This is a genomic window from Leisingera sp. M658 (genome assembly GCF_025144145.1).
In the GTDB taxonomy this organism is placed as follows: Bacteria; Pseudomonadota; Alphaproteobacteria; order Rhodobacterales; family Rhodobacteraceae; genus Leisingera.
Genome location: NZ_CP083546.1, coordinates 2,021,639 through 2,034,118, shown reverse-complemented (window position 1 = coordinate 2,034,118; position 12,480 = coordinate 2,021,639). Strand labels below are relative to the sequence as shown.

Genomic DNA, 12,480 nt, shown 5'->3' with positions numbered 1-12,480 from the left:
GGCTTATAGAGTGGCTATGACAAGCCGTGACCCGAAGTCCCTGATTACCATCGCCCGTGCAAACGGCGGAGATGACGCAGCAGAGCCATTGGACCTGGGTGCGCGTGTGCGCGAACTGCGCAAGGCGCGGGACTGGACATTGGAACATGCTGCCAATCAGGCCGGTTTGGCGCGTTCGACCTTGTCCAAGATCGAAAACGGTCAGATGTCACCGACTTACGAGGCGCTTAAGAAGCTGGCCGTGGGCCTGCAGATCTCGGTGCCGCAGCTGTTTACCCAGCCGCAGCGCGGCCAGGTGAACGGGCGGATGACGGTGACCAAATCCGGTGACGGTTCGGCCCATGCCACCGCAACATATGAGCACGAGCTGCTGGCGGACGGTATGTCGCGCAAGCAAATGCTGCCCTACCGGGCGCGGGTACGGGCGCGGTCGCTGGATGAGTTTGACGGCTGGGTGCGCCATGACGGCGAGGAGTTTCTGTATGTGCTGACCGGGGTGGTCAAGCTTTACACGGAATTCTACGAGCCGATTGAAATGCGCCGCGGTGACAGCGCCTATTACGACGCAGCCATGGGGCATAATGTCATATCTGTCAGCCCCGAAGACGCAATGATCCTTTGGGTGACGTCGCTGGCTTGAGGCCTGGACTTCAAAAGGCGGCTGCGCTGCTAGTGCGTCCGCCCGTCCAGCTCTCTCAGCAGGCTTTCGATATACAGGAAGTCGTCCACTTCTTCCCTGGCTTCGTTCAGCGTGAGATGATGGGTGCGGGCCAAATAGGCAACAAATCTGTCCCGGTCATCGACAAGTGACGGCGCGTTGCTGGCTTTCAGATGCGGAAAGCGCTGTTTGATGCGGGGCATCCTGTCAATCCAGCTGGCAGCTGCTGTCTGTACAGGCATTGGGGGGGCCTCCCTGACAAACTGATTATGGTTGTTGGACCCTCATGCTAGCATTTTTTCTGCCGTCGCGTAACGTCGGCCCCGGGGCATCAGCCCAAGGCCGCCGTGTTAAGCGGTTTTTTGCCAGCGCTTAGGCCGGTGCGAACAGCCGGGGCAGCACCAGATGGCCGATTCCAACCGCAATCAGCTGCATCACAATGAACATCGGGATATGCCCCGGATAGATGCCTGCAAAAGTGTCGCTGAAGCCGCGGGCAATAGTCACCGCCGGGTTGGCAAAGCTGGTCGAAGAGGTGAACCAGTAGGCTCCGGTGATGTAGATTCCGACCAGAGCAGGCACTGTATCGGGACGCGACCGCAGCCCGCCGAAAATCACGAACAACAGGCCGAACGTGGCCAGGATTTCGGAAAACCACTGCGCTGTTCCTGTTCGGTGCATAGTCTCAGAGCTTTGCAAAACTGCAAGATCAAACATTGCGTGGCAAGCCCAGACCCCCAGGATTCCGCCTCCGATCTGCACCAGAACGTAAGGTGTCACCGCACGCCATTCATGTTCGCCGCGCAGGGCGAAGGCAAGGGTCACGGCCGGGTTGAAGTGGGCGCCTGAAATCGGACCCAGGGTAGTGATGGTCGCATAAAGCATGCAGCCGGTGGCAACAGCATTGGCCAGCAGGGCTAGGGCCACGTTTCCTCCGGCCAGGTTTTCAGCCATGATCCCGGAGCCAACAACACCGACCAGCAGCATGGCTGTGCCCAGCCCCTCGGCCAGAAGTTTCTGCCCGGTCATTGGATTTCTCCGATCCGCTTAAGCTGCTGTGTCAGCTCGGTTGCGTTCATGGTTTCAAACGGCACATCGAGCAGCGCCTTGGCGCGCTTTTCCAGCGTGGCATAAGCCGCGCGAAAGGCGGTGTCCCATTCGGGCTGGTCCGCGGCAGCCGGATCTGCGGCGCCCCAATGGGCGCGGACCGGCGCGCCGGGCCAGATCGGGCATGTTTCGCCCGCGGCTGAGGCGCAGACGGTGATCACCATGTCCATTTCCGGTGCGCCCTGAACGGCAAACTCGTCCGAGCTTTTGGAGCGGGCGCCGGCGGTATCGTGGCCGAGTTCCTCCAGCAGTACCAGCGATTGCGGATGCACCTCGCCGGTGGGGTTGGAGCCTGCAGAAAACGCACGGATGCGGCCAGAGCCCAGGGTGTTGAAGATTGACTCCAGCAGGATGGAGCGGGCGGAGTTGCCCGTGCAGAGGACAAGAATGTTCATGGGTTTTGACCGTTCTATTGGGTTAGTCGGAAGAATTTACGCGGCCGATGCCGTCAACCTGATGCTGAAGCGACAGGCGGTCGAGCGTTTCAAAGGGCAGCGCCGCAAAGGCTTTGATCCGATTGCGCAGCAACCCGTAGGCCTGCTGAAAGGCCAGGTGCCGTTCGGCGTCGGTGCCTGTCGCCTTGACCGGATCTGCCATCCCCCAGTGGGCGCTCATCGGCTGGCCGGGCCAGGCCGGGCATTCCTCATTGGCGGCGTGGTCGCAGACGGTGAAGATGAAATCCATGCTTGGTGCATCCGGGGCTGAAAATTCGACCAGATCCTTGGAATGCAGCGCGCTGGTGTCATAGCCCTTGGCCAACAGCAGGGACGCCACCTCGGGGCGCGGACCGGACGAGGGCAGAGTGCCAGCCGAATAGGCGCGAAACTTGCCTTCGCCGGATTGGTTTAAAATGGCCTCGGCAAGCAGCGACCGGGCGGAATTGCCAGTACAGATGAACAGAACGTTAAACGGGTGCTCAACCGTCGGCATGGCCCTTTCTTCATTCGTGAAAGGGCTGCAGATATCGGGCCGGTTCTGGCAGCAGCCTGTCAGCAGGTCATCAAACAGACCGCGCAAGCCAGGCAGATCGGCGGTGTACATCAGCGAAGTTCCGGTCCGGTGCTGGCTGATCAGCCCGGCCTGTTTCAGGACTGACAGGTAAGCAGAAGCCGTGTTGGGCTTGAAGTCCAGCGCCGAGGCAATCTCGCCCGCTGGAACAGCGTCCGGATAGCGCCGCATCAACAGGCGGAACAGGGCCAGACGGTTCGGATGTGCAAGGGCGCTGAGCTTATCTGTGATGTCTAATTCCATATTTCGGGAAATATGGAATTATAAGCCGTAAGTCAACTGCCCCGTCTATGGGCAGCCGCTGGTCAGCGCCTCAGTCTGATTGATACCACCAGACATCCGGCATGAATCCGGTCCGGTCGCCATAGATCGGCAGGTATTCCGGGAACCGCATTTCCTTGACATGGGCGATCCGCCCCGCATCGAACCGCCAGAATGGAATGACATAGCGTCCCGCGGTCAGAACCCGGTCCAGCGCCCGCACGGCGGCGGTGAAATCCTCAGGGTCCTTTGCTGTCAGCATGGCATCGATCATCGCTTCGGCAGCCGGGCTGTCCATGCCCATCAGGTTGCGGCTGCCGGGCTGGCTGACGCCCTCGCTGCCCCAGTAATAGCGCTGTTCGTTGCCGGGGCTTAGCGACAACTCCCGGCGGTAACGGGTGAGATCGAAATCATAAGCGCTCTGGCGTTCGACATACTGGGCATTATCGACGGTTTCCGCCGTTAGGGATATGCCCAACCGCTCCAGTGCGCGCGCATAGATTTCAGTGATGGTCTTCATCTCGCCGTCGCCTTGGCGGATCAGAACGGTGAATTCCAATGGCGTACCATTGTTCTTGCGCAGCACGCCGTCTGTGACGCTCCATCCTGCATCGGCCAGCAGTTTCATCGCCTTGCGCAGATTTCTGCGGTTGCGCTTGCTGCCATCGCCTTGCGGCAGCGCGTAGCCTTCCAGCGTCCCGGGCAACAGCGTGTCTGCAAACGGGGCAAGCAGTGTGCGGACCTGGCCGGCAGCTGCGCCGGGCAGCATGCCAAGCCCGGATCCCGAGAAGTAAGAGGTGATCCGCGGTTGCACGCCGCCGGTCACGGTGCCGTTGATGTATTCGAAATTGAACGCCAGCAGCAGCGCCTCGCGCACCCGCCAGTCATCCAGCGGGGCGCGGCGGCTGTTCATCACCAGCCCGGTCATGCCGGAGGGGCGCTGATGCGGGATTTCGCTTTTGATCACATCGCCGCGGGTCACGGCCGGGAAGTTATAGACGCTGTCCCATTTGTCCGCATTGAATTCGCGCACCGCGCTCAGCTCGCCTGCCTTGAAGGCCTCAAACAGCACGGTTGCATCGCCAAAGAAATCCAGCCGCAGTTCGTCAAAGTTCCCGGTACCGCGCCGAAAGGGCAAGTCTTTGCCCCAATAGTCCGGGTTTCTGGACAGGGTAACGAAACGGCCGGGTTCGAAATTCTTGACCACATAAGCGCCGGTGCCAATCGGGGCGCCGGGCAGGTCATCGGCACCGAACTCCCTGTCCTGCCATTGCGCCTTCTTTAGGATCGGACGCATTCCGGCGATCAGCGCCAGCTCGCGGTCTTTGGCATTGAAGGTCAGGCGCAGGCTGCGCGGTCCGGTCTGTTCAATCCGCTCCACCTTGGTCCAGAAACCGCGATAGCGCGGGTGGCCCTTGGTGCCCAGGGTTTCATAAGACCACAGCACGTCTTCCACCGTCACCGGGCTGCCATCAGAGAATCGCGCTTCCTCACGGAGGGTGAATTCGACCCAGGAGCGGTCCTCGGGGACCTCAATCGATTCGGCCAAAAGACCGTAAAGCGTGAACGGCTCATCCCAGGAGCGGCCCATCAGGCTCTCGTATCCCCAGAACCTCAGCTGCCACGGCGCGGTCCCCTTAAGGGTGAACGGGTTCAGCGAGTCAAAGCCGCCGGTATTGCCGAAAACCACCTTGCCGCCTTTGGGCGCATCGGGGTTGGCATAGGGTAAAGACACAAAATCGGGTGGCAGCGCAGGCGCCCCATACATAGCTATGCCATGACCTGATTCTGCCTGCGCAAAATTCGCAGCAAAAGCCAAGGTGATTCCGGCCAGTGCTGCACCGGGATTCAGGAAATTTTCTTTTCGCAGTTTCACAACAATCCCGCTCTGCCCTTATTTTCTTGCTTCTGCACGCTAAGTGCGCTTTTTCGTCTTTTCAAACTTTTAGCTTGGACGAAAGCCGGAAATTGCTTATAAAGAGGTCACTGCTCGATAGGTTTCTTGCCTGTATGAAACCTGCCTCAATAACTAACGCCCGCCTTGTGCGGGCGTTTTTTTTCGGACGTTTCCACACTGCCTCTGACGGGAAATGCCCCTGCGTTGCAAGGGGCGATCCGCTGTCTTACGCGTTTCTTTTGCATCTGCAGCATGGCACAGTGGCGTCAGTTTCATTCAGCCGAGGGAAAGTTGCCGATGTCCTTGCAAGGGAAGACCGCCGTTATCACCGGATCGAATTCAGGTATTGGCCTGGGGGTTGCACGCGAACTGGCGCGGGCCGGGGCCGATGTGGTGCTGAATTCGTTCACCGACCGGGAAGAGGATCACGCGCTGGCAGCTGAGCTCGCCCGTGAATTCAGCGTCAAGGCACAGTACATTCAGGCTGATATGTCCAAGGGGGCTGATTGCCGGGCGCTGATTGCGAAGGCCGGTGCCTGCGATATTCTGGTGAACAACGCAGGCATCCAGCATGTGGCCCCGATCGATACCTTCCCGCAGGACAAGTGGGACGCGATCATTGCGATCAACATGAATTCGAACTTTCATACCATGGCCGCCGCCTTGCCCGGAATGCGCGCGGCGGGCTGGGGGCGGATCGTCAATATCGCCTCGGCGCACGGGCTGACGGCCTCGCCGTTTAAGGCGGCCTATGTGGCAGCCAAGCATGGGGTGGTGGGCATGACCAAGACGGTGGCGCTGGAAACCGCGGAGGAGCCGATCACCTGTAATGCAATCTGCCCTGGCTATGTGTTGACGCCGCTGGTGGAGGCGCAGATCCCCGACACTATGGAAAAATACGGCATGGGCCGGGAAGAGGTGATCAAGAAGGTGATGCTGGAGCGCCAGCCAAGCCGGGAGTTCGCCACTGTGGAACAGCTGGGCGGCACCACGGTGTTCCTGTGTTCGGACGCAGCGGCGCAGATTACCGGCACGACACTGAGTGTCGATGGCGGCTGGACGGCACTGTAGGCGTTACGTGGAAGCGGCGGGAGGGGGCCGACCCCCTCTTGCCCCAAGGGGGCAATTCACCCCCGGAGTATTTTCACAAAGGTGAAATAGGCAGGTGTATTTTGGTGAAACGCATTAATCTGGCCCTGCAGGGCGGCGGTGCGCATGGGGCGTTTACCTGGGGTGTGATGGACCGGCTGCTGGAGGATGAAGGGGTTGAGGTGGCCGGGATCACCGGCACCTCGGCCGGGGCGTTGAATGGCGCGGCCTTCAAGTCCGGCATGGTTCAGGGCGGACGGGCCGGCGCCAAGGCGGCGCTGGACAATTTGTGGGCGCAGATGGGGGCGGTGGGCGACATGCGCTTTGCCCATTGGCTGACCCGGTTTGATGCGGTGGCCTGGACCGGTGCATTGGAGGCTGCCATGCCATTCTCGCCGCTGGAAACCATGAGCCAGATGATCTCTCCCTATCACTACGGCCCCTTTTACAAGAACCCGCTGCAGGAGGTTGTTGATCAGTTCTGTTTCGATGATGTCTGCGCCGGAACCGGGCCGGACCTGTTTGTCTGCGCGACCTGTGTGCGCACGGGCAAGATCCGGGTCTTTGAGGGCGCCGGGATCAGCACTGACGCCATTCTTGCCTCGGCCTGCCTGCCGGACATGTTCCAGGCGGTGGAAATCGAGGATCCGGAGACCGGCCGGATGGAGGCCTATTGGGACGGCGGTTTCACCGGCAATCCGGCGCTGTTTCCGTTATTCCGTGCAGAGTTGCCGGGAGATGTGGTGATTGTGAACATCAATCCGCTGGAGCGCGAGGAGGTTCCGAAAACGCCGCAGCAGATCCGCAATCGGGTGAATGAGATCAGCTTTAACTCGTCATTGCTGCGGGAGCTGCGCGCCATCAATTTTGTGCAGCGGCTGCTGGAGGATGGCACGCTTGAGGCTGGGCGGATGAAGCAGGTTCGGGTGCACATGATTGCCGATGATGATCTGATGACGCAGCTGTCAGTCACCACCAAGCTGTTTCCGGTGCCGCAGATCCTGGCGCGGCTGAAACAGGCAGGGCGGGATGCGGCGGAGAACTTCCTGGCACAGGACGGTGAGAATATCGGCGTGCGCTCTTCAACGGATCTGCCGGCGATGTTCAGCTAGGTCAGGCGCTTTCTTTCAGCGCGGGTTTCTTGCCGTTTTCCAGCGGTTTTGAAGGATCTTTCGGGTTCGGGTAGACAAGGCCTGCCGAGATTACCAGCTTGGCAGAATCCTCCACCGACATGTCCAGCGCGATCACATCTTCTTCGGGGACGAACAGCAGGAAACCGGATGTCGGATTTGGTGTGGTCGGCAAAAAGACACTGACCAGGCCGCCGCTGGTTTCAACCTTCTTGGCGATCTCACCCTTGGCGTTGGTTGAAATGAAGCCGATCGCCCAGATTCCCTTGCGCGGGTATTGGACAAGGCAGGCCTTTTCAAAACTGCGTTCCGACTGGGCAAAGACGGTTTCGGAAATCTGCTTGATGCCCGAATAAACGGTGCGGACCACCGGCATGCGTTCCACCAGGCTTTCGGCAAAGCTGATCAGCGACCGGCCCAGGATGCCCTTGGCGACCCAGCCGACGACGATTGTGAACAGCAGAAAGATGATCAGCCCGACACCGCGCAGGTTGATCCCGATATACTGTTCGGGCCGGACTGTGTGCGGTACCAGCGGCAGCACCACGCTGTCGATCCAGCCCATCACCGACCACAAGAGCCAGATGGTCAGACCCACCGGCGCAATGACGACGATCCCGGTAAAGAAGGAGGCGCGCAGGCTGGCAAACAATCCGCGGCGTCGGTGAGGTTCTTCGTCGAAGGGCGTGGTCATGTGGCTTCTTTGCGGAAATTTCGAGTGGAACCTAGGCACTGATTGCGGGCGGAGCAATGGCATCCGCCCGGAAAATCAAGTCATTGTGCCAGTTTGTTCAGTTCCTGTGCGATCTTTGCCGCCAGCCGGGCGTTGTTGCGCACCAATGCGATATTGGCGGTAAGCGAACGGCCTTCGGTCAGCTCAAAGATGCGGCGCAGCAGGAAGGGGGTGACATCCTTGCCCGAGATGCCCTGTTCATCCGCCTCCGATTGGGCCTGAGTGATGACCGGAGCCAGTTCCTCTGCCGCGATTTCGGCGTCTGCCGGGATCGGGTTGGCGATCAGCTGGCCGCCGGGCAGCCCCATTGCCTGCCGTGTGGCATGGGCGCGGGCGATCTGCGCCGGATCATCCATGCGCAGCGGTGCTTGCAGATCTGACTGCGCCGACCAAAAGGCCGGAAAGCTGTCCTGGCCATAGGCGATGACCGGCACGCCCTGGGTTTCCAGCACTTCCAGCGTTTTCGGCACGTCAAGAATGGCTTTGGCGCCTGCAGCCACGACCGTCACCGGGGTTTGCGCCAGTTCCATCAGGTCGGCGGAGATATCGAATGTGGATTCTGCGCCTTTGTGGACGCCGCCGATACCGCCGGTTGCAAAGACACTGATCCCGGCCAGACGGGCGGCGATCATGGTGGCCGCAACCGTGGTGGCGCCGGTGCCGCCTGTAGCGATGCAAGCAGGCATGTCGGCGCGGGAGATCTTGGCGACACCCTGTGCCTGGCCAAGCGCCTGCAATTGATCGGGTTCAAGCCCCACATGCAGCACGCCCTTTATAACGGCCATGGTGGCGGGCACGGCGCCGGCATCACGGATGTCCTGCTCCACCTGGGCGGCCACTTCGACGTTTTGCGGGTAGGGCATGCCGTGGGTGATGATAGTGCTTTCCAGCGCAACAATGGCCTGTCCTGCGGCCTTGGCGGCCTGAACTTCGGAGGAAGTGCGGATCTCGATCACAGCGGGGGTTCTCCTGAAACATAGGTGGCCGCAGCCTTGAGGGCGGAGGCCAAAGCGGTCTTGCGGTCTTCGCCCCGTGCCTCGGCAACGATATGGGCGGCCATGAAGGTATCTCCTGCGCCGGTTACGCGGGCAACCGTGACACGGGGCGGGACAAGGGTGATGGCGCCCTGGGCATCGGCCACCGTGGCAGAGGAGCCGCCATCGGTGACCAGCACCCGCGCGGCGCCGCGGTCCAGCATCGCCTGTGCCGCTGTTTCGCTGTCGGTGAATTCGGCCTGGCACAGGATACCGGCTTCTTCGAGGTTCACATAGAGCGTGCCGCGGGTGCGGGTCAGGAAGGGGCGCAGCCGTTCCGCCTTGCCCGGAGAGGCAGGCGCCACCCGCAGGTCTGCCTTGGCAAAGGCCGGGCTGGCGACGATGTCATCCAGCAGCGACAATGTAAGGTTTCCATCCAGCGCAACCTGACCTGTGTAGGGGATCTCCGGGGTGCCAAGTGCGCCGTCGGACAGCGGGCGCAGAATCTTGTCGCCTGCAGCCTCCAATGAGTGGGCGTCGGCAATGGCGGCGATCAGCCCGTTGGCGCCCTCGACAGCCATGTAGCGGTCGGTGGGCAGATCCTCGGAGCGGTAGATGTGGTCGGTGATCAGGCCGAAGTGGCTGCAGGCATGGATCAGCTCGTCGCCTTCGGGGTCGCGGCCCACGGCCGTCAGCAGTGCGGGCTGCATCCCGAAACGCGACAGGGTCATGGCGATGTTCATGGCCACACCGCCGGGCAGCCGGGTGATGCGCCCGGGCATGTCCGAGCCGCGCTGCATTTCCGTTCTGCAACGGCCGATGATGTCCCACAGAACCGATCCGATGCACAGGATGGCAGGTATCCGGGAATGAGAGGCTTGTGTCATAATGACCTATTGCCGCCTTTACCCGCCCTCTGCAAGCGGCTTCAGCGTAGCGGCACGGCAAAGGTCAGCGCGGCCCAAAGGCTTTCCCACACGTGATCTTTGTCCTCCGGCGCAGGGCGCAGGACCACGGCGTCCAGCAGATAGGTATGCCCCGGTAACACCGGGATGACGGATTTCCCCTGTGAATCTGTCAGCCGGGTGCTGATGGCGACACTGCCGTCCGGGGCTTTAGCAAAGACCTCGACCTGCACCTGCGGGCGCGGGTTGCCCTGGTACAGAACCTGAACCGGAAACCCCGCTGCCAGATCATCGGTATAGGGATTGGCGAGGGCTATGATCTCGGTCTCCATACCGGTGTCCAGATCGGACCCTTCACCGCTGCCGATGGCCACCAAAGCCTTGGCATAGCGGGTGTATTGCTCGGCAAAGCCCGCGTCTGGCAGGCGGCGTGCGTTATGCTGGCCGGGGATGCCGGTAAACCCCTTGTGGTCAATGAAGGCCTGAAAACCTTCCCATGTGTCATAGGTCAGCGTCTGCGGCTGTGTCTGGTGGATGATCACGGTTAATCCATCGTCGGTCTTATCCGCTGAGAATGCAGGCATATCGCCCATCCGGCCCTCATAGGGAGCGGCTGATCCGCCTTTAATGACCTCGAACCGGGCGATCCGGTGATCCAGATAGGGTTGCTCGGCACCGTTGAATTCCTGCCCGTTGCGCAGCCTGGCCACCACTGTTGCACCGGAATTCACTTGATATTTTTCCGGCTCGATCCAAAACTCGTGGGATAACAGCGGGGCGGCCCCCAAAGTCAGCCCGGCGCAGAGAATTGAGCAGAACAGGCGGTATTGCATGAAATTGTCCTTGGCTGTCGGGCGCAGTGTGACTTGGCTGCGGATCCTATTTGCGCTGCTGTTCAGTATGGTTGCAATAGGCGTTGGAAGTGCCCGCGCCCATGAAGTCACGCCGGTAATTGCCGATTTCACGGTGAAAGACGGGCAGGTTGCGCTGGAACTGCGTCTGAACGTTGAGGCCTTTGTTGCCGGGATCAATCTGGACGGGCTGTCCGACACAAATGAGACCGCACAGGCTGCCGATTATGACGAGCTGCGCGCGCTGGAGGCTCAGGAATTGGAACCGATGGTTCAGCTCTTTGCCGAGGAGTGGCTAGAGACCTTTTCCCTGCAGGCCGGCGGCCCGGTAGAGCTGCGCGTCTCTGGCATTTCCATTCCGGAGGCCGGCGACGCAAGCCTGCCGCGGGCGTCCTTTCTTGAACTGACTGGTGAAATTCCTTCGGGCGCAGACAGCCTGCGCATTGCCTGGCCTGCCGGGTCCGGCGGGGTGGTGCTGCGTCAGAACGGGGTGGAGGAGCCTTATACTGGCTACCTGCAGGGCGGAGAAACTTCTCCGTCCATCCCGCTCCAGGGCGGTGCGGCCAAGACGCCGGTCGAGGCCTTTGTGGAGTACATTCCCGTTGGCTTTACCCATATCCTGCCCAAAGGGCTGGACCATATCCTGTTTGTTCTGGGGCTGTTCTTTCTCAGCCCGCGGGTAAAGCCGCTGCTGCTGCAAGTAAGTATCTTTACCGTGGCCCATACAATCACCCTGGCGCTGGGCGCGCTGGGGGTGGTCAGCGTCAATGCTGCCATTGTCGAGCCGCTGATTGCGCTGTCGATTGTCTTTGTCGCGGTCGAGAACATCTTTGCCCGCAAGCTTCACAGCTGGCGGACCTTTGTGATCTTTGGCTTCGGGCTGCTGCACGGGCTGGGCTTTGCCAGTGTATTGGGCGCGTTTGGCCTGCCGTCCAGCCAGTTCCTGCCCGCCCTGATCGGTTTTAACGTCGGCGTGGAGCTGGGTCAGCTAGCGGTGATTGCCGCGGCTTACATCGGCGTGCGCCTGTGGTTCGGACGGCATCCGAAATACCGCGGCCGGGTGGCAATTCCGGCATCGGTCACAATCGCGCTGATAGGGGGATACTGGTTTGCCGAGCGGGTGTTTCTGTAAACGCCCGCTGATGGATCAGCCCATTGCCCGCATCAGGGTCTTTATCTGGGCAAGCGGATCCTCTGCGTGCCAGATTTCATCGCCAATGCCAAAGAAATCCGTACAGGGGGCAATGCTGCGTATCAGGTCTTCGGTCAAGCCGCCCTCGGCCACGACCGGAACTTCGATCATCTGGGACCACCACTGGAACAGATCGGCCTCGGCCTTGGCGCCGTCGCCCAGACCGGAAGTTCCGACGGGGCCAAAGCTTACATAGTCCACGCCTGCCTCGCCCGCCACCATACCGTCATGCTGGGACGCTCCGCAGAAACAGCCGACAATGGCATCCGCCCCCAGCGCTTTGCGCGCGGTACGAACCGATTTGGACGCATCCGTCAGATGCACACCGTCCAGCCCCAGCCGTTCGGCCAGGATCTGGTGATCCGAGATCACCAAAGCCACGTCGCGTTCCATCGTGACCTCGCGCAGCGCGTCACCGGCACGGCTCAGCGTGTCCTCGTCGCGGCTGGCCAGATCCAAGCGCACGCAGGCCACGTCAACCTCGTCCAGCACCCGTGCCAATTGTCCGGGAAACTTGCCCAGCTCGAAACTCGGCGGGGAGATCAGGTAGATCTGCGGCTGCTCAGGTGCTTCTGCAGGGCTTCCCATAGCGGTGCTCCATTGTGTCAGGCGATTGGAGGTATTTAGCCGATTTCCGGCAGGACGCAAGGATTTGCGGCAGTGAAACCCGGGTAA

Annotated in this window: 14 protein-coding genes; 4 read left to right on the top strand and 10 right to left on the bottom strand. The window is 60.9% G+C overall.

Going from position 1 to position 12,480, the window contains the following annotated elements; translation table 11 throughout:
* Window positions 1-16 precede the first annotated feature (16 nt).
* Window positions 17-640, top strand: coding sequence for a helix-turn-helix domain-containing protein (locus tag K3724_RS10130; protein WP_259992357.1), 624 nt, complete (start codon window positions 17-19; stop codon window positions 638-640).
* A 29-nt stretch (window positions 641-669) separates the two neighbouring features.
* On the opposite strand, the gene K3724_RS10125 is transcribed toward K3724_RS10130, so the two are convergent.
* From K3724_RS10125 to K3724_RS10105, 5 genes are all read right to left on the bottom strand, one after another.
* Window positions 670-900: a hypothetical protein gene (locus K3724_RS10125; RefSeq protein ID WP_259992355.1), complete on the bottom strand. Its 231-nt coding sequence runs from the start codon at window positions 898-900 to the stop codon at window positions 670-672.
* A gap of 130 nt (window positions 901-1,030) precedes the next feature.
* Window positions 1,031-1,687 carry an MIP/aquaporin family protein gene (locus K3724_RS10120; RefSeq protein ID WP_259992353.1) on the bottom strand — a complete coding sequence of 219 codons (657 nt, stop codon included), beginning with the start codon at window positions 1,685-1,687 and terminating at the stop codon, window positions 1,031-1,033.
* Window positions 1,684-2,160, bottom strand: coding sequence for an arsenate reductase ArsC (locus K3724_RS10115; protein ID WP_259992351.1), 477 nt, complete (start codon window positions 2,158-2,160; stop codon window positions 1,684-1,686). Before K3724_RS10115 ends, K3724_RS10120 begins: the two co-directional genes overlap by 4 nt.
* Window positions 2,161-2,182: 22 nt before the next feature.
* Entirely contained in the window at window positions 2,183-3,016 is an 834-nt protein-coding gene (locus K3724_RS10110) for a helix-turn-helix domain-containing protein (RefSeq protein ID WP_259992349.1), read from the bottom strand.
* Between the two features lie 70 nt (window positions 3,017-3,086).
* Window positions 3,087-4,904, bottom strand: a complete 1,818-nt coding sequence (locus K3724_RS10105; RefSeq protein ID WP_409201419.1) for an extracellular solute-binding protein — start codon at window positions 4,902-4,904, stop codon at window positions 3,087-3,089.
* Window positions 4,905-5,228: 324 nt separating this feature from the next.
* Here K3724_RS10105 and K3724_RS10100 point away from each other — a divergent pair, with 324 nt between their 5' ends.
* Together K3724_RS10100 and K3724_RS10095 are read left to right on the top strand one after the other, a co-directional pair.
* The gene (locus K3724_RS10100; protein ID WP_259992345.1) at window positions 5,229-6,002 is read left to right on the top strand and encodes a 3-hydroxybutyrate dehydrogenase; all 774 of its coding nucleotides are present in this window, start codon (window positions 5,229-5,231) and stop codon (window positions 6,000-6,002) included.
* 101 nt (window positions 6,003-6,103) lie between these two features.
* Entirely contained in the window at window positions 6,104-7,132 is a 1,029-nt protein-coding gene (locus K3724_RS10095) for a patatin-like phospholipase family protein (RefSeq protein ID WP_259992343.1), read from the top strand.
* Window position 7,133: 1 nt separating this feature from the next.
* Here the strand turns inward: K3724_RS10095 and K3724_RS10090 are convergent, their stop codons facing one another.
* The 4 genes from K3724_RS10090 to K3724_RS10075 form a co-directional block, all read right to left on the bottom strand.
* Entirely contained in the window at window positions 7,134-7,844 is a 711-nt protein-coding gene (locus K3724_RS10090) for a DUF502 domain-containing protein (RefSeq protein WP_259992340.1), read from the bottom strand.
* An 80-nt stretch (window positions 7,845-7,924) separates the two neighbouring features.
* Window positions 7,925-8,839, bottom strand: coding sequence for a pseudouridine-5'-phosphate glycosidase (locus K3724_RS10085; protein WP_259992338.1), 915 nt, complete (start codon window positions 8,837-8,839; stop codon window positions 7,925-7,927).
* Window positions 8,836-9,744 (bottom strand): PfkB family carbohydrate kinase, encoded by a 909-nt coding sequence (locus tag K3724_RS10080; RefSeq protein ID WP_259992336.1) that lies wholly within the window; start codon window positions 9,742-9,744, stop codon window positions 8,836-8,838. Before K3724_RS10080 ends, K3724_RS10085 begins: the two co-directional genes overlap by 4 nt.
* A 41-nt stretch (window positions 9,745-9,785) precedes the next feature.
* On the bottom strand, window positions 9,786-10,595 hold the full coding sequence (locus K3724_RS10075) for a DUF4198 domain-containing protein (RefSeq protein WP_259992334.1): 810 nt from the start codon (window positions 10,593-10,595) through the stop codon (window positions 9,786-9,788).
* On the opposite strand from K3724_RS10075, the gene K3724_RS10070 reads away from it, so the two are divergent.
* Entirely contained in the window at window positions 10,594-11,745 is a 1,152-nt protein-coding gene (locus tag K3724_RS10070; protein WP_259992332.1) for a HupE/UreJ family protein, read from the top strand. The two genes, K3724_RS10075 and K3724_RS10070, sit on opposite strands and share 2 nt — an antisense overlap.
* Before the next feature lie 15 nt (window positions 11,746-11,760).
* Here the strand turns inward: K3724_RS10070 and K3724_RS10065 are convergent, their stop codons facing one another.
* On the bottom strand, window positions 11,761-12,393 hold the full coding sequence (locus tag K3724_RS10065) for a thiamine phosphate synthase (protein WP_259992330.1): 633 nt from the start codon (window positions 12,391-12,393) through the stop codon (window positions 11,761-11,763).
* Window positions 12,394-12,480 lie beyond the last annotated feature (87 nt).